Annotated in this window: 10 protein-coding genes; 4 read left to right on the top strand and 6 right to left on the bottom strand. The window is 67.9% G+C overall.

Annotation, left to right across the window (positions count from 1 at the left end; translation table 11 throughout):
- Entirely contained in the window at nucleotides 1-2,304 is a 2,304-nt protein-coding gene (locus E8A74_RS06200; RefSeq protein ID WP_170228890.1) for a M20/M25/M40 family metallo-hydrolase, read from the bottom strand.
- Between the two features lie 161 nt (nucleotides 2,305-2,465).
- Between E8A74_RS06200 and E8A74_RS06195 the strand changes: the two genes are divergently transcribed.
- The 3 genes from E8A74_RS06195 to E8A74_RS06185 all read left to right on the top strand — a co-directional run bounded on the left by E8A74_RS06195 (nucleotide 2,466) and on the right by E8A74_RS06185 (nucleotide 7,283).
- Nucleotides 2,466-4,454 (top strand): CocE/NonD family hydrolase, encoded by a 1,989-nt coding sequence (locus tag E8A74_RS06195; protein ID WP_136927985.1) that lies wholly within the window; start codon nucleotides 2,466-2,468, stop codon nucleotides 4,452-4,454.
- Between the two features lie 53 nt (nucleotides 4,455-4,507).
- Nucleotides 4,508-6,400 (top strand): OPT family oligopeptide transporter, encoded by a 1,893-nt coding sequence (locus tag E8A74_RS06190; protein WP_136927984.1) that lies wholly within the window; start codon nucleotides 4,508-4,510, stop codon nucleotides 6,398-6,400.
- A gap of 340 nt (nucleotides 6,401-6,740) precedes the next feature.
- Nucleotides 6,741-7,283, top strand: a complete 543-nt coding sequence (locus tag E8A74_RS06185) for a hypothetical protein (RefSeq protein ID WP_136927983.1) — start codon at nucleotides 6,741-6,743, stop codon at nucleotides 7,281-7,283.
- Between the two features lie 200 nt (nucleotides 7,284-7,483).
- Here E8A74_RS06185 and E8A74_RS06180 read toward each other — a convergent pair whose 3' ends face one another.
- Together E8A74_RS06180 and E8A74_RS06175 are read right to left on the bottom strand one after the other, a co-directional pair.
- Nucleotides 7,484-8,350 carry a hypothetical protein gene (locus tag E8A74_RS06180; protein ID WP_136927982.1) on the bottom strand — a complete coding sequence of 289 codons (867 nt, stop codon included), beginning with the start codon at nucleotides 8,348-8,350 and terminating at the stop codon, nucleotides 7,484-7,486.
- 21 nt (nucleotides 8,351-8,371) lie between these two features.
- Nucleotides 8,372-13,273, bottom strand: a complete 4,902-nt coding sequence (locus E8A74_RS06175; RefSeq protein WP_136927981.1) for a metallophosphoesterase — start codon at nucleotides 13,271-13,273, stop codon at nucleotides 8,372-8,374.
- A gap of 96 nt (nucleotides 13,274-13,369) precedes the next feature.
- Between E8A74_RS06175 and E8A74_RS55440 the strand changes: the two genes are divergently transcribed.
- Complete coding sequence (locus E8A74_RS55440; RefSeq protein WP_269749862.1) at nucleotides 13,370-13,495, top strand: hypothetical protein; 126 nt, start codon at nucleotides 13,370-13,372, stop codon at nucleotides 13,493-13,495.
- Here the strand turns inward: E8A74_RS55440 and E8A74_RS06170 are convergent.
- The 3 genes from E8A74_RS06170 to E8A74_RS06160 form a co-directional block, all read right to left on the bottom strand.
- Entirely contained in the window at nucleotides 13,492-14,868 is a 1,377-nt protein-coding gene (locus E8A74_RS06170; RefSeq protein WP_136927980.1) for a hypothetical protein, read from the bottom strand. The genes E8A74_RS55440 and E8A74_RS06170 overlap by 4 nt on opposite strands.
- Nucleotides 14,869-15,078: 210 nt before the next feature.
- The gene (locus tag E8A74_RS06165) at nucleotides 15,079-16,950 is read right to left on the bottom strand and encodes a ribonuclease R family protein (RefSeq protein WP_136927979.1); all 1,872 of its coding nucleotides are present in this window, start codon (nucleotides 16,948-16,950) and stop codon (nucleotides 15,079-15,081) included.
- Nucleotides 16,947-17,189 (bottom strand): amphi-Trp domain-containing protein, encoded by a 243-nt coding sequence (locus E8A74_RS06160; protein WP_136927978.1) that lies wholly within the window; start codon nucleotides 17,187-17,189, stop codon nucleotides 16,947-16,949. Before E8A74_RS06160 ends, E8A74_RS06165 begins: the two co-directional genes overlap by 4 nt.
- Nucleotides 17,190-17,213: the final 24 nt, after the last annotated feature.

Raw genomic sequence — 17,213 nt, 5'->3', positions numbered from 1 at the left:
TCAGGGGCCCGGGCCGAAGGTGCGCTCGGCGGCGACGAACGTCGAGCCGGCGATTCGGAAGGGCATCAGCATCACGTCGGCGGGGATGGGCGCGCGGAGGAGCTGCTCGGGCAAGGCGTAGGTCCGATCGACCACCCGCACGGTCACGGGCGCGCCGGGCGCGAGGTCGATCGATCCTTCGATGCCCTCCGCGGGCAAACCCTGGAAGGTAAAACCCCAGGGCTCGGCGGCCGTCGCTCGAAAGGCGCTTGGCTCGTCCACGCGTCGCCCGTCGATCGTCGCGCCGCGGAGGGGCGCCTCCGAGGTGACCGAGACGAGGACGAAGGGGGCGCTCCGGCCCGAGCGAAGGCGAAAGCGGAGGGTGCGGATCCCCTCGTGGATCGTGTCGCCGAGGGCCTCGAACTGGGGCGGCGGGAGGTCGAGCGGCGGCGCCTCGGCCTCGTACCGGAGCGTCCCTTGGTCGGGGAGCGAGAAACGAGCGGCGCGGCGCGTGGCCTCGGGGATGTGCAAGGTCGTCCAGGGCGTGGGTTTGTCCTCGGTCGTCGTCCAGACGGCCTCGCGGCGATCGGCGTCGAAGGCATAAGCGAGGCAAGCCGGGCGCGGCCGCGCCGGCGAGAAGGGGTTTGTCACGACGGCCAAACCGAGCGTGACCACGAAGGCGGCCGCGAGGCCGAGGGCGGGCTTTCGCGAGGCGCCCGCGCCGAAAACCTCGAAGAGCGGGGCGAGGAGGCCCGCGAGGAGGACGACGACGGCGACGGCCGGCGCGGCCCGCGGCAAGCCGAGGGCGACGAAGAGGAGATAAGGGACCGGGACGACGAGGACGAGCGCAGGAAGCGCGGAGAGCAGGAGCCAGAGGCCGCTCGACGGCGATTGCGGAGCAGGGCGCCTTTGCCAGACGAGCAGGCCCGCGAGCGACGCGGCGAGCGGGAGGGCAAACAGAAAACTCGCGCCTGGCAGGAGCGCGGCCGTCACGAACGCGAGGAGGAGCCAGGCCGAGGCCGCGCCGAGCGCGAGCTCGAAGGGGGAGAGGCGTGCCCGGAAAAACCGATGGGCGGCGGCAAAAACGGCGACGCCGAGCAGGGCGAGGGCGATGCGCGCGAGGCCCGGATCGAAGGGATCCCCGCGGAAAACGCCCCACACGGGCGCGAGGGCGCGGAGCGCGGCGACGAAGCCGGCGGCGAGCCCGGCCGCGAGCACGAGCGAGGCGAGGAGCACGCCGAAACCGGCGAGCACACGAGCCGGGCGTGCTTGTCCGCGTCGTACGGCAGAGAGGAGCGCGAAGGCGAACAAAGCTGCGGGGATCATCGCTATCGGCATCGCCCACGCGCGGCCGTACACGATGAGCCCGAGCCCCGGCACGTCGAAATAAACGACCGGCTCGGCCGCGAGGGTCGTGAGCTCGAGATCGCCGAAGCGCCGCGCGAGCGAGGTCGCGAGCGTCCCCGCGTGCGCGAGGGTGCGCCGGTCGAGGTGCGCCGGGGCGTCGACGGGGGAATGGTAATGGGCGGCCCCGTCGGCGGCCGCGAAATTCATCCCGGGCACGCCGGCCTGGCGGAACGGGAAAAAATCGGTCTGGTGGCCGAGGCGGCGCGCGATTTCGGGGAAAAGCGACGTGGCGACGGGATCGGGCGCGGCGTCCGCGAAATGCCGCACGAGCGCGCCGGCGTCGGCGCTCGTCTCGATGAGCCCGACGGGGCCTCGTGTGCCACGCGCGTCGAAGTTCAGCACGAGGCCGATGTCGCGGAAGGACGGGTGCTCCCGGACGAAGACGTTCCCGCCGAGCACGCCGGCTTCTTCGGCGTCCGTGAACAGGAAGATCACGTCCTTGCGGAGCGCGGGGCCTGCGCGGAGGGCGCGGGCCGTCTCCAGCAAGACGGCGACGCCGCTCGCGTCGTCGGCCGCGCCGGGCGCATTCGGAACGGAGTCGTAATGGGCGACGAGCGCGAGGGCCGGGCCACGCTCGCGCCCGGGCAAACGCGCGACGAGGTTCTCGACGCGGGCGCCGTCGTACGGCACGCCCCAGTGCGTGCCGAGCGCCGTGGCGCGCTGGATCTCCACGGGGATGCCGAGGCGCGTGAGCTCGGCGCGGATGAGCTCCTGCGCGGCGTCGTGGCCCGAGGTACCCGGAGGACGCGGCGCCGCGGCGAGGTGCGCCACGTGGGCTGCGGCGAGATCCACGGAAAACGCCTGCGGCGTCGGGCTCGCCGGCGGCGCTTTCGGGACGAACGCGACGATCCGGAAGGCGACGATCGCAAGGAGGGCGAGTACGAGTGCGGCGCGGTGGGCCGCCGGGGGGATCTTCATTGGTTTTGCACGGGGCTCATGCGCTCGTGGTACGACGCGTGGAGCAGGCCCCGAGACTACCACCGCGGCGGGCCGGGGGGCGGTGATTGGATTTTGCTCACAAGCGTCACGACGGGCGTCTATCCTGTGCGGCGCCCCTCGGCGTCCCCAGGAGGTCGTTCGTGTCCGCTCGTGTTTCTCTCGCCCGCACATCCCCGCTCGTCCTCGCGCTCCTCGCCTCCTCCGCGTGCCACGTCGAGGAGAAACCCGCCCCGACACCGCCGCCGCTCTCCGCGCCCGCCGCCGCGCCCGCAGCGACGAGCGAGGGCGATGCGCCGAACGCGCGCGCGGAGTTCATTCGGTCGAGGTACACGAAATACGAATACCGCATTCCCATGCGCGACGGCGCGCGGCTCTTCACGGCGCTGTACGTGCCGAACGACGCGAGCCCTTCCCGGAAGTATCCGTTCCTCATGACGCGCACGCCTTACTCCGTGGCGCCGTACGGGGCCGATCGGTACCGCGAGCGCCTGGTATCGGAGGCGTTCGAGAAGGAGGGCTTCATCTTCGTTCATCAGGACGTGCGCGGCCGCTTCATGTCCGAGGGCGCGTTCGTGAACGTGCGCCCGCACCTCGACAAGAAGGGGCCGAAGGACATCGACGAGAGCACCGATACGTACGACACGCTCGAGTGGCTGACGAAAAACGTGGCCGGGAACAACGGGCGCGCGGGTTTGCTCGGGGTGTCGTATCCGGGGTTTTATGCGTCGGCGGGGGCGATCGATTCGCACCCGTCCTTGAAGGCGATCTCGCCGCAGGCGCCGATCGGGGACTGGTTCCGCGGCGACGACATGCACCGGCACGGCGCCTTCAATTTGCAGCTCGCGTTCCACTTCTTCGCGTCGTTCGACAAACCGCGGCCGAAGCCCAAGGAGGACAGCGAGGACGATTGGGAGGGCGTCGACTACGGGACGCCCGACGCCTACCGGTTTTTCCTCTCCGCGGGGCCCCTCGCCGAGGCCGAGGCGAAGCATTTCAAGGGCGAGCGGCCGTTCTTCCGCGAGATCGTGGCGCACCCGAACTACGACGCGTTCTGGCAGGCCCGGAACATCCTGCCGCACCTGCGCAACATCAAGGCCGCGGTGCTCGTCGTGGGAGGATTTTACGATACGGAGGACCTCTACGGCCCGCTCGCCACGTACCGCGCGATCGAGGCACAAAACCCGGGCACGAAGAACTCGATCGTGATGGGGCCGTGGAAACACGGGGGCTGGTGGTATGAGAAAGGGGACAAACTCGGCGACGCGGATTTCGGGTTCGCGACGTCGGTCGTGCTCCAGGATCTCGAGCTCGCGTTCTTCAAGCATCACCTGAAGGATGGGCCGGAGCCGGAGCTCTCGGAGGCGCTGGTCTTCGAGGCGGGCGCCAATCGCTTCCGACGGTTCGACGCCTGGCCCCCGCGCGAGGCGAAGAAGGGGCGCCTCTACCTGCAAGCGAGCGGCGCGCTGTCCTTCGAGCCGCCGAAGAACACGGAGGCCGAGAGCGACGAATACGTGAGCGATCCAGACAAACCCGTGCCGCACACGCAGGAGATGGGGAACGACTGGTCGACGAACTACATGGCCGAGGATCAACGCTTCGCGTCACGCCGGCCCGATGTGCTCGAATATCGGTCGGAGCCGCTCGAGCGGGACGTCACGCTCGCGGGGCCACTCGAAGCCGAGGTATGGGTGAGCACGACGGGGACCGATGCGGACTGGGTGGTGAAGCTCATCGACGAGAACCCCGGAAAGATGCCGGGGTTCACCAAGGAAGACCGGTGGGCGGGCAAAAAAGACAAGGGCGGCCAGCAGATCCTCGTGCGCGGCGAGCCGTTCCGCGGCCGGTTCCGCGAGAGTTATGAAGCGCCGAAGCCGTTCGTCCCGGGCGAGCCGACGAAGGTGAAGTTCGCGGTGAACGACGTGCTCCACACCTTCAAGAAGGGGCACCGGATCGTGATCCAGGTGCAATCGACGTGGTTCCCGTTCATCGATCGAAACCCGCAGAAGTTCGTGCCGAACATCTTCGAGGCCAAGCCGAGCGATTACATGAAGGCGACGCACCGGGTGTATCGATCCCAGGCGATGCCGAGCGCGCTGGAAGTGACGATCCTTCCGGCGCTCGACGAGTAGGTTTTTCTTCGCACCTCGAACGTTTCTCCGGTACGCTCGCGGCTCGACCCGCGATGACCACGATGAAGCCCACCGCCGAGCCCGCTGCCCCGCAGGAAACCACGAGCGCGACGGACCCCGAGCAACAATGGCTCGATACGGTCTATCGCAAAGGGGAAAAACAGCTCACGCCGCGCGCGATCATCGCCGGGATGCTCATCGGCGGGGTGATGTGTTTGTCGAACCTCTACGTCTTTTTCAAGACGGGCTGGAGCCTCGGGGTCACGCTGACCGCGTGTATCCTCGCGTTCGCCGTCTTCGAGTTGTTTCGCGCGGCGCGGCTGACGAAGAGCGAGTTCACGATCCTGGAGAACAACGCGATGGGCTCGGTCGCGTCCGCGGCCGGGTACATGACGGGCGGCGGGAACATGGCGGCGTTCGGCGCGCTGCTCATGGTCACGACGACGCGGCCGAGCGCGGTCTGGCTGATGCTCTGGTTCGGCGTGATCGCGGCGATGGGCGTGTTCGCGGCGATCCCGATCAAGCGGCAGCTCATCAACAAGGAGGCGCTCGCCTTTCCGACGGGCACGGCGACGGCCGAGACCCTGCGCTCGATGCACGAGGCGACGCATCACGGAGATGCGGGCGCAGAAGGCGCGGGCGGCGGCAAGGAGAAGGCGCGGCTGCTCGGGATCGCGGGGCTCATGGGCGCGCTGCTCGCGTTCTTGCGTGATGCGAAGGCGGCGTGGATCCCGTTCAACCTGCCAGGCTCGATCGCGCTGCCCTTCCAGATCGCGGGGCGCGCGGCGAAGGACTGGACGATCACGCTGAACTGCGAGCTCGTGCTGGTCGGCGCGGGCGCGCTCATGAGCTTCCGCACGGCGTGGTCGCTGCTGCTCTCGGGGATGGCTGGCTACGCGATCCTCGCGCCGCGGCTCGCCGCGGAGCACGCGATCAAAGAGGTGAGCTACAAGGCGATCGTCGGGTGGACGCTCTGGCCAGGCGCCGCGATCCTCGTGGCCTCGGGCCTGACGAGCTTCTTCCTCGATTACAAGAGCATCGTCCGCTCGTTCCGCGGTTTGTCGGGCATATTCACGGGTGGCGCGAAATCCGAAAAAGAGGAGCCCATCGCGGAGGTGGAGTGCCCGACCTGGTGGTTCCCCGCAGGGTTCGCCGTGCTCGCGCCGATCGTGATCCTCTTGATGGGGTTCCTGTTCCAGATTCCGTTATGGGCTGGGATCATCGCCGTGCCGCTGTCCGTCGTGATGGGGTTCGTCGCGGCGCGCGTGACGGGCGAGACGGACGTGACGCCGACGAAGGCGCTCGGGCCGGTGACGCAGGCGGTGTACGGGGTGCTTTCGCCCGGCAATCTCGCGGGCAACATCATGAGCGCGAACGTGACGGGCGGGGTCGGGTTGCATGCCGCGGATCTCCTGGTGGACCTGAAGAGCGGGTGGCTGCTCGGCGCGAGCCCCAGGCAGCAGCTCAAAGGGCAGCTCTTCGGCGTGGTGGCCGGGGCGCTCGTGGTGGTGCCGGCCTTCTGGCTCATCATGCCGGACCCGTCCGTGCTCGGCAGCGAGGAGTGGCCCGCGCCCTCGTGCCTCGTATGGGCCGGCGTTTCGAAAGCATTCGCAGGCGGGCTCGGTGGTTTGCCTCCGGGGGCAGACCGGGCGATGGGGATCGGCCTTCTGCTCGGCGTGGTGCTCGCGCTCGCGGAGCGATTCGCGCCGAAGAAGCTGCTCCCGTTCGTGCCTTCGCCGGCGGGCCTCGGCATCGCGCTCGTGATCCCGGCGAGCAACGCGATCGCGATGTTCATCGGCGCGACGATCGCGCACGTGCTGCGCAAGGTGAAGCCGGCGCTCGGCGAGCGGCTGACGGTGCCGGTGTCGAGCGGGTGGATCGCAGGCGAGAGCTTGATGGGGATCCTGATCAAGCTCCTGGCGGTGGCCGGCGTGTTGCAGAAGTGATCACGCCTCCGCGGTGCCGGTCTCCTTCTTCTTCTTTTACAAGCTTTCTCCAGCCATACCCGCGCGAATTGATGGCGCGGATCTGCGCGATGGTGCCACCGCCCCGCGAGCACGCGTGCATCATCACGCGCGTGATGGGCATCGATCCGCCCCCTGATGGCCATCCTTCAGCCGGTCCAGATTGCCAGCCATAAGCACGGCTCGGTGACACGTCGCCCCTGTCCGGTTTTTGCTCGCATGGCCTGGCACGTGAATTGCGAAGCCAGCATTGCATCTGGTGCATCGATTCTGTGGGGCTTGGGGCGTAGGGGGCCTTGACCTCGTGGACGCTAGAGAAGCAATGAGCAAAGGGGATATCATGAGACGAAGATCGATATTCGCATCCGCCTTCGTGACTTCCTGCATTGTCGGCCCATCCATGGTCGGTTGCAGCGCCGACACCGAAGCGCCGCAGAATACCTTCGAGGTGAGCTCCGACGTCCAGGCGGGGAACCCGGAGGCGCTGGCCATACGCGAGCCGTTCAGCGGCCCAGAAGGCGTCGGCGAGGCGTCGTCGGCGCTGACGCGCACGGAGTTTGCCGAGGCCCATTGCCCCGTGGGGATCGACTTCTGTGGTCTCGATCTCAGCGGCAATCGGACAATCAGGAGCGATGGCCGCGTCGAAAGGGTAGCAGGCGTCGTGGACGTCCTCGAGGGCTCGGTCCGGCTCCGCGTGTTCCGAGATCGGGCCGGCACCGCTGAGCTGCTGACCACGCGAATTGTCAGCGCCGGCAATTTGGTCCCATACGACGCTAGGGTCTCAGGCATCGACCGGCGGATACGCGTTATCATCGACCAGGCGGGGAATGCAGTGTACCACCTGTCGGTCAACTTCTCGGGCTGAGCGTAGACCCGGTGTCACCGCTCCTCCCGATCCGCAGAAATCTGGACCAGCCGACCGGTGCTCGCGACGCCGCTGCCGGCCGGTCCGTCCCACCGACCCCTGCGACCTACCGTTGTTTTGCTGCCGTTCGTGCCCTCGCCGTCGGGTCTCGGGATCGCGTTGGTGATCCCGGGTGGTTCGCCGGGGTGTTGCAGAAGTGATCACGCCTCCGCGGCGCCGGTCTCCTTCTTCTTCGTTCGCCGCGAGAACAGGCGCCGCGTCGAATTCGGCAGGAGGCGCGGGATCGTCGGATCCAGATCGTTCGCGCCGTCGAAGGCCCGGACGATCTGCCCGAGCAGGAGGATCGCGACGCCGTCTTCCCGATCGAGCCCGGCCTGCGCTGCGGCGCGCGCTGCGTTGCGCTCGCCGGCTTGCGCCGCGGTCGTTTGCACCGCGTTCGCCGCGGCGGTGAGCTCGTCGGCGTACGGCTCGTCGAGGCTCGCCAGCGCGAGGCGCGAAAGGAGGGGCGAGCCCGGCGGGGCTTTCAGCCAGCCGCGCAGGACGTCGGCGAGCCCGTCGAGCCCGCGCGCGAGGGTATCCGGGGTTTCGGCCGTGCCCACGGCCTCGTCGACCTCCGCGCGCAAAGCCGGGTCGAGGCCGGCGGCGTCCCGCAGCGCCGAGGTGGCCTGATCACGCAGCGCGAGGCCTTGGGCCGCGGCGCGGGTCGCCTCGGCCGCGCGTTTGGCTCGCGTCTTCACCTCATCGGTCGCGTCCTCCGCGATCTTCTGCGAATGCGCGTGGAGGGCGTGGAGCTGATGCACGGCGACGGCGAGCAAGGGGAGCGAGAAGCCCTTGAGGCGTTTCTTCTGGGGGTCGGAGGCGCCTTGCCAGAAATGAAACGCCTCCTGATAAAGGCGCACCCCATCAACGACGATCCGACTCGTGGCGATCGTGCGCCCCTTCTCCGTGAGTTGCTCATTGTCGGTGCCGGCGAGCAACGCGTCGAGCAATCCTGCCTGGGGCGCTCCGACCTTCGCGGCGAGGATTTCGAGGGTGTGGATGGGATCGTCGCTGGATTGAATGGGCATGGGGGGAGAGTCGAGTGATTTTTAGAGGGTTGTCAAGGGGGACGTGGGCGGGGGCACGCCTGGCAGCAAATGTTCGGCGAAGTCGCGTCCGTGGGGCGTGTTCTGGTTGTCCACGCGGAAGTCCTTGTTCTTCTCGGACCAGGCGCGTGGCCAGATCCGCGCGTGCACCGAGCCGTCCAGCATGGGGATCACGGCGCCAACCGAGTACCCGTGGCTCGCGGGGATCCCTGGTAGGTTGTCGCCGTGCGCGGCGCCCGCGGCGATCCGCAGGAGGCCCGTGCCGGAGCCGGAGCGCGCGTCCTCGGAGGTCGCGTCGTGCACGTGCCCGAAGAGATGTACGTGGGCGCGGCTCTGGAGGTAGCGATCGGCGTCGCGTTGATCGCCGAGCCAGCCGTCGCGCAGCGGATGATGGGTGAGCACGAGGACGAGCTCGCGTGAACGATCGGCGTCGGCGAGGGTCTTCGCGAGGGCCTCGTTCCCGAGCCAGAGCTTTCCGCGGTCGAGATCGTCGGCGGCGATGAGCGCGGTGTTCAGGCCGAGGATGCGGAGGGCGAGACCGTTTGTGGTGAAGGCATGCGCCCAGGAGAACGTATCGGGGAGATGGACGGCGGGGAAGGCGCGCGCGAACTCGAGATAAGCGGCGAAGCGTGACGTGAGCAGGGCCTTGTCGTCGGCGTTCGCGAGGACCTCGTCGAGCAGATCGGCCCCCTGGCGCAGGCCGCGCAGGAGGCGCGCGACGTTGCGGTCCGTCTTGTCGATCGCGCGATCGACGTCGTGGTTGCCGGGGACGAGGAAGACACGATCGGGCGCGATGCCGAGGCGTGAGGTGAGGGCATCGATCCAGGCGCGAGCTTCGGCGTATTGCTCTTTCTTGCCGGAGAAGGCGATGTCGCCGGTGAGGAAGAGGGCGTCGGGCTTGGGGATGCCGTGATCGTCGAGGCGTGCGAGGTCGTCGCGGAGGGCGGCGAGGACGAGCTTCTGGTCCCAGCGGTGAGAGACGTTCGGGTGGCCGAAGTGGACGTCGGAGAGGTGGAGCCAGGTGAAGAGGGGGCGGGGTTTTTCCTGGGAGGGGGCGTTGTCCTTGGAGGGGGCGGTGATGGTGGTGGCTGCGGGGGTGTTGGCGGCGGAGGGGAGGAGGCCGGCGATTTCGAGGAGGGGGCGCAGCTCGGGACTGGCGTTTTCGATCTCGTGCTTCAGCTTTCTAGCGTTGGATTCGACGTCCCGGAAGTTGGCGATCTCGTAGAGGAGATGGGAGACGCGGACGCGAGGGTCCGCGAGATCCGACGGGACCGGCAGCGTGCAATCGATGCCCGTCATCAAGCTGGTGTACGCGGCGTGCGCGATGAAGAGGGCGGCGGCGGGGCCGGAGGTGGGGGCGGACTTCTCTTCCTCGGGCCAGGCGTAGGCGGTGTTGAGTCGTTGCCGTTCCAGCACCTCCGCATCGTCGTCATCGTCCTCCCACGCCACATCGGCGATCGATGGGGGCTCTATCACGATCGTGTTCCAGAGGATGGCCGTGGCAGCATCGAAGGCGGTCGGTGGAATAGAATTTCCCTTCAGAAACCACTCTACGAATGCGGAGTCGCTCGTGGGTGCGAGTCGACCGAGCCCACGGGCCCAGTCCTTGAGCGTCGCGGTCTCGGCGAGCAACGCATCGATCCCGGGATCGCCCATGAAAGGCACCAGGTCCGCGAGGAGCCACGACACGTCTGCGCGCCGTCGCATGCGCGCGGCCGCCTCCGCTGGAAACCCGAAGAGCCTCGACTCCAGGTGCAGACACGCGATTGCTTGCTCGGTGGCCACCTGCGGGCTCTGCTGCATCTCGACGATTAGCGCACGCAGCATGCCGCAAGCTTGCGGCGAAAAGAGCCTCACGTCCTGGAGCGCCAAGTACCACGTATCCCCGAAGTCTCGCCGTTCAAGCCAGTAAGAGAGCGCCTGCTGGAGGATCGTCTTCCGATCCCGCTCCGTGAACTCAAGATCGTCACGAACAGCCCGCACCAGCGTGAGCCAACCTTCGGGGAGCTTCTTCCTTTCGAGCGCGCGCAGCATCGACGCGACGATACGGTCGAACTCAGATTCTCCACCACCACCGCCGCGAAGGACGATGTAGAGCCGGAGCAGGAGCACCTCCTCCCACGCTGGGTCCCCTAGGTGCGCCACGAAAAATTCGGGACCACGGGGGACATCCGTGCCCGTCAGGAAGACCCACGCGGCGAGGTACTCCTGGAACGAGAGATGGATGAACGAGAGCTGATCATTACCCCGGTCGACCAGGAGCCCCGTCTGATCGCTGATGTATTCGAGGAATTGCGCCATCTCGTAGTGCGCCTCGACCTCGGTCATCTCTGGTCGTTCGCGCCGAGCACGCGCGAAATGCCTTACGCCCAGCACATCGAGCGCTTCCCTGCGGGAGATGAGGCCCCTGGCATTGTCGTCCGTACCTCGCTGGTTCTTCTGCTGGATGTAGTAAGCAAGGTGCGCGAGATAATCCTTTTGTGTTGGTATGTGCAGCGTGAGGCCCTCAAGGGCGCGGTGCGCCTCGCCATCTTTGCGTCTGGCCTCCTGCCAGGTCTTCAACAACATCTCCACGCATTTCTCGTAGAGCTCGCCCCGATCCTTCGGCAGCCTCCGCATCCCGTGATGGATGAACGCCATGAGCGTGAGCAGGAGTGGGTTGCCTGCCAGCCGTCGTACGCTGCTCGTGCGATGAATGGCCGCGCGAAGCGAGGCTGCCTGTTCCTCCCGTTCGTTTGCGTCGTCGGGGATGTGAATGGTGTACCAACGCTCGATGAAGTCGTTGATTTCGTCGCTGTCGAGAGGATCGATCCGGTAATGTTCGAACTTCGATTCGGAGAGACGAATGTTTTCCGTGTATCCATAGACACGCGAGGTAAGCCAGATGCGGCACCTGGGAAAATCGTCCCGGAATGCGCGTATTTTTATTGAAATTCGGTGCCGTTCGGCCTCGGTCCCTACCTCATCGAGACCATCAAAGAGCATTATGGCTTCGCCCATCCGCAGCGTCGCCTCGAAGAAGGCTCGGTGCACATTGGGTAGCTCGTAGCGATCTCGTGCCTCAAGCTCGATGTAGTCGAGGAAGGTGAGCTCTGGCCGCACTTTCTGTCGACGCACGAAATCGCGTAGCGGGATGTAGAGCGGGACGTCGCGCGAGCCTGGCTTGAAGCCTTCCAGCCTGGCACCTCCCGCGAAGACCAGCGCGATGTAGGCGAGCAAGGTCGACTTGCCCATCCCTGGGTCACCGAGCACGACCACGGAATTCCGGTGCTGGAGCACGTAGTCGATCGAGCAGTAGCCCAATACTTGGGTTTCAGAGAGGTGCAGCGGAATAAAAAGGTCCGCCAGTGGAAGTTCGATCGGGCTGTCGCGTCTGCGCGTCTCCGGTGGAATGCCTATGGTGCGTAGGCGTCCGTGAACGAGGGCGACTCTCTCACGATACTTCAGGGCGAATGCCTTGAGATCGTGGCCGTCATAACCGGGAAGGAGGGCGCGGGCCGCGAGCGGATAATACCGGGCGAACATGGCGGGGCATTCCCGCATAAGCTGCTCAATTTTGTGGTTTCCCCACAGGTGGACCTTGATGCGGCTGCTACTGGCCTTCCGCAATTTGATGTTTTCTACGGACCAGTCTATCGGCGCAATGATGACGATGTGTACCTGCTGGTCCCACTGTATTCCGAGGTTTGACAGGACACGGCGGATCAGTTTGTCGTACACGGTTACGTCGAGGCGCGAGCCCGTCACATGGAAGCCAACCGGATCGCGCAGACCGGGAATGCCTGCGGGTGCAACGCCATCGAGCGCCGAGGTATAATAACCCTCGTTCTCCACGTAGGCTATGTGATTCCGTTCGGTGTATGCACGCAATAGTGCCCGCAGGGCGTCCCCTAGTTCGAGATAGCCGTCCAAGCTATCCCCTAGAATCTCCCTCAGTGAGGGGAGTTGGCGTGATTCGTCAGGTTGTGTCCCGCCCACAGGGATCGACCAGGGCTTGGGGCTGGTGTTTGCCTTCGCAGTCGATACGGCGGGGTGCGAAGGCGTCGTATTTTCGATAATCTTTGCAACGCTTGCCTCGCCCCCGCTCAAAGTCAGCGCCGCCCGCACTCCTTCACCTCCCCGCCCCCGCCCCCGCTCCCTTGCCCCCCGCACCCTCCCATCCCCCAAGAACCCCCGCACCACCGGCGCCGCCGCCCGCATCGCGGCCACCGCCTCCACATCGACCCCTTCCCCCTCGAACGCCATCCGCGCCAGCGCCGCCCCCGGATCCCCCGCGGCCGCCACCACCGCCTCGATCTCCGCCGACGCAACCCCCTTCGCCATTATCTCCGCCGCCAGCTTGATCGCCTCCGGCTCCAGCCCGAGCAATGCCGCGAGCCTCGCCGGCGCCGTCGCCGCCGAAAGCACCCGCGCCGCTTCCTCCGGCTCCATCACCGCTTCGCTCACCGGAAACAGCCCCTCGCCCCCCCACACCTCCGCATCGTCGACGATACACCGCCCGCGTCGCCCTGCCGCCGCGACCGCCGAACGAATGCGCTGCAAATTCTTCGTATCCCCCACGTTCGTCCAGATCAGGTAGGCGCGCTCCGCGCTCCGTACCGTCGCGACGAGCTCCCCATCCTCGAGCTCCCCGCTCACCCGGAGAAACGTCCGCCCGGGAAACGCCGCCTCGAACGCCGCCCCAAGCGCATTCCCCCGATACCCGATCGACCACGCCCTCGCGCAAACCCCCGCGCGTAATCCTGCAATGGTATGCCGCGGCGCCCCCCTCCCACATTCAACGCGCTTACCGATCCAATCAAAAAAATCCGGCGCCCCCCGCGCCAGCGCGGCCGTGACCTCCTCCTCGCAGAAAAGCACGACCCGCAACTCCCGCTCCGCGAAGATTGGCCGCGCGAGGTTCAACCACCCCGCATCCTCGGGCCGCGGCACGAGGACGACGACCGATCCCGGCGGCACATCTTCGATCTGCGGCGCCTCCGTCAACACCGCGAGCCCGGGATGGCTCGGCAAGAGACCACGGACGAGCTCGCCGAGCTGCGCGTTCTCAGCCCGATCCACGAGCAGGAGCAAGCCTCGCTCCGTGAGGTGGAGGCGGTGCTCGATTCGCTCGATCCAGGGCGCTAGCGCCGGACGAGGTTGAGCGTCAGGAGGGGGTGCGGGTAGAACCATTCCGACTCGTTGGGGAAAGGCAGCAGACGGCCATACGTCAAGAGCTCGCGCGCGAGATCCCCAGGCGGCAGCCGATGATCGGGATCCCGAGCGACCTGCTCGAGCACCTCGATGTGCCCACGATCGAGCCCCGTCTCGACGAGCTGGCGCGCCTCCTTGAGCACGTCGTCCACGTGCGCCTCCGTCGCCTCGCTCGCGTCGTCGTCCCAGCCCCGCTCCGCCAGCATCCCGATCATCCGGACGAAATCACGCGCCCGGCCGCCCGAGTAATAGGCCAGCTTGTCGAGCAAGTGCTGCGGGATCAGGTTCTCGCCGCGAAGGTCCTGAACGCGGCGCCGGTATACCTCGCCGAGGAACCGCACGCCGGGGCCGTACGCGCTCGGGTTCTGGTGATCGAGCACCGGCGCGTTGTGCAGCGTTCGCAGCCGGAAGCCACGCGCCTCCGTCGCGGCCATGTCGTTGCGCAGCGCGAACGGGGCGCAGACGACGAGCGCGCAGTCGAGGCCGGCGATCATCTGCGAGCGCAGGAACAAGGACTCCGCACGCGCGCCGTCGACGATCCGATCGAGGCCGTCGATGACGAGGAGCACGCGGCGATTCCACTGCTGGAACGTCGCGATGAGGTGGTTCACCCGGCCCGCGAGCGTCTGCATCGGCTCGTCCTGATCTTCGAGCGGCTTCGTGTCCTTTCGACCCATGGGCAAGGACCACTTGCCCGCGCCGGCGATCTCGGAGAGCACCCGCAAGCCCGACGCGACGGCCGCGCCCGCCGCAGCAGGCGCGCCAGCGACCGCGGCGGCCGGGGCCGCGGCGGACGAGGCAAGCAGGGTCATCGATTTGACCACGGAGAGGATGTCGATGGTCGGCGGCGCGACGCCGGACACCTGCGAAGCCTTGGCGAGGCCCGTCCAGGCCCCGGCGAGCCCTTCGAGCTGCTCGCTCGCGAAGTCGTACCCGAGCTGCTCCTTCGCCGCCCGGATCAACGCGAGGCCCGCGAGGAAACAGACCTCCCACGATGTGACGTTCTGGAGCGCCTCGAGATCACTCACGGCGCGCCGGAAATGTCGCACGAGGTCGAGCACGACGACAAACTCGTCACCCTGGCGCGCGCGCTCCTCGGCGACTCGATACAGCTCCGAACTTTTACCCGTGCCGATGGTACCCGTGAGGAGGACCTTGGGCGGCGTCGAGAGGGGGCGATCGAGCGCAGCGATGATCCTCCGCGCCGGACTCTCCTCACGATCTGCTCGCCACTCCGGCCGCGTCACGAGCTCCGGATCGAAGCGATCGAGCAAGGTCTTCCAGAGGTCGCGACGGGAGCCACTCATCGCATGCAAGCTACCACGCTCTCGCATGGCACGCCCCGCGGCCACCGTCACCCGCCCCCGAGCCCGTTGTCATCCGCCCCCGAGCCCGTTGTCATCCGGCCGCGGCCCATCGTCACCCGCCGAAGTCCTCCCGCCGAGCGCCGTTGTCATCACGCCAGGACGCCGTTGTCATCCCGGCGAGCGCCCTCGTCACCCGACCTCACGCCCTCGTCACCCCGCCGGGACCAGATCGATCCTCCCGAGCTCCTCATGCACCGCCGCCACCGTCGCCGTGATCCGATCCCCCACCGCATACCGCACACCCGCGCCGATGAGCGCCTGCGCCGCGAGGTCGGTACGGAACGGGCCACCGGGAAGCACTTCCATGGCAATGGAGCCCATCGCGCCCGTGCCGGCGATCTGCACGAGCAGGCCAAAGGGCTTCAGCGCGACGATGTTGCCCGAGACCTCCTCGCCGAGGCGGCCCGCATAAAGGCGCGCGACGAGCATGCGATGGCGCTCGGCTTCCGCCTTGCCCGCGTTCTGCGAGGATCTGTCGCAGTCAGCCGCGAGGACGGCGAGCCCGGCGCGGATGTCCTCGTAATCGCGGTGGCCTTCGAGGTACCGCTTGAGGATGCGGTGCACGACGAGGTCGGCGTATCGGCGAATCGGCGAGGTGAAATGCAGATAAAGCGGCGCGCCGAGGCCAAAGTGCGCGCCGGGGTCGGGCGTGTAGCGCGCCGGGCCGAGGGCCTGGCCGAGTACGGTGCGGATCGCGGGCTCGAAGCGCGCGCCCGCGATCTGCGCCTCGAACGCCGCGAGCGAGCGGGCCGAGAGGCGAGGGCCGAAGCCAGCCTCGATGCCGAAGTTGTGCGCGAGCTGCGCGAGCGTGCGGACGCGCTCGGGCGAGGGCTCGTCGTGGACGCGGTAGATGCCGGGCAGGCCCCGCGCGACGAGCCAATCCGCGACGGCCTCGTTCGCCGCGACCATGAGCCGCTCGACGAGCCTGTGCGCAGGCGTCTCGTGGTGCGCTTCGACCGCCGTCGGCTCGCCCGTGCGCGCGTCGAGCTCGATACGCGCCTCCTCGCGCGCGAGGTTGACGCCACCCCGCGCGGCGCGAACGGCCCCGAGGCGCGCGACCGCCGTGCGCAGCCAGCGCAGCGTGCTCTCGACGGCGTGCGGGACGCCCTCGGCGTGGCCCTCGGCGAGGAAGGTGTCGACGGCGTCGTACGTGAGGCGCGCGCGCGAGCGGACGAGGCTCTCGTAGACGTCGACCGAGGTGATGCGACCCTCGGGATCGATGCGGAGCTCGGCCGTGAGCGCAGGGCGGTCCTCGCCCTCGACGAGGCTCGCCGCGCGCGACGAGATGGCCTCGGGGAGCATCGGCAGCACGCGGCCTGCGAGGTAGACGCTCGTGCCGCGCAGGCGCGCCTCGCGATCGAGGGCCGAGCGCTCGGGGACGAACACGTCGACGTCGGCGATGGAGACGAGCACGCGGAGCGCGCCGCTCGTGTCGGCCGGGTACGCCGAGAGCGCGTCGTCGATGTCCCGCGTGGACGCCGCGTCGATGGTCACGGTCGGGACGCTCCGGAGATCACGCCGTCGCTCCATCGGGATCGGTCGCGCGGCCGCTTCCTCCGCGGCGCGCTCCAGGGTGTCGGCGAAGACCGCGCGGAGGCCGTGCCGCGCGATGCAACGCTCGACGCCGAGGTCGGCGCCCTCGGGCACGAGACGCGCGACGACGAGGCGATCACCCGAGACTTCGGCCACGACGTGCGTGCCTTCGGCGAGCTCGTTCGTGGTGTCGAGGGGCCAGTCCGTGTTCGCCACGGAGCGATCGATCCGCAGGTAGCGTTTGCCGCCGCGGAGGGCGACGCTGCCGAAGACCTCGGCGCGGGGGCGGCTGACGAGCGCGAGCTCGGTGGCGACGAAGCGGCCGCTGCCGTCGGAGCTGAGCCGCGCGCTCACGACGTCGCCGTCGAGGAAGGGGTTCAGATCCGGGGGCGTGATGAACGCGGAGATCGGGGTCGTGCCTTCGACGACGAAGAACCCGAACCCGCGGGGATGAACGGAGATGCGCCCGCGTGCCGTGTTGTCGTTCATGTGCTGTCGGCGCCGTCGCTCTCGGCTTGCCCGCGGCGCCAGCGGAGCTGCATCTCGATCTCCTCGGCGTCGCCCTCGGCCTCGTGCTCGATCGAGAGCTCGGCGTCGTACGGGACCGTGACCCGAACACCGCCGACCTGGACGCGGAACGGCTCGCCTCGTTCGACCGCGTCGGCGACGCGGCGGAGGAGCGCGACGAACTCATCCCTCGTGCGGATGCGCGTGACGTCTCTCGCCATGGCTGGGAGGATAATCGGCTCATC

Source organism: Polyangium fumosum, assembly GCF_005144585.1.
Lineage (GTDB): Bacteria > Myxococcota_A > Polyangia > Polyangiales > Polyangiaceae > Polyangium > Polyangium fumosum.
Note: the sequence above shows the minus strand (reverse complement) of the source record. Positions and strands in the feature narration are given on the sequence as shown.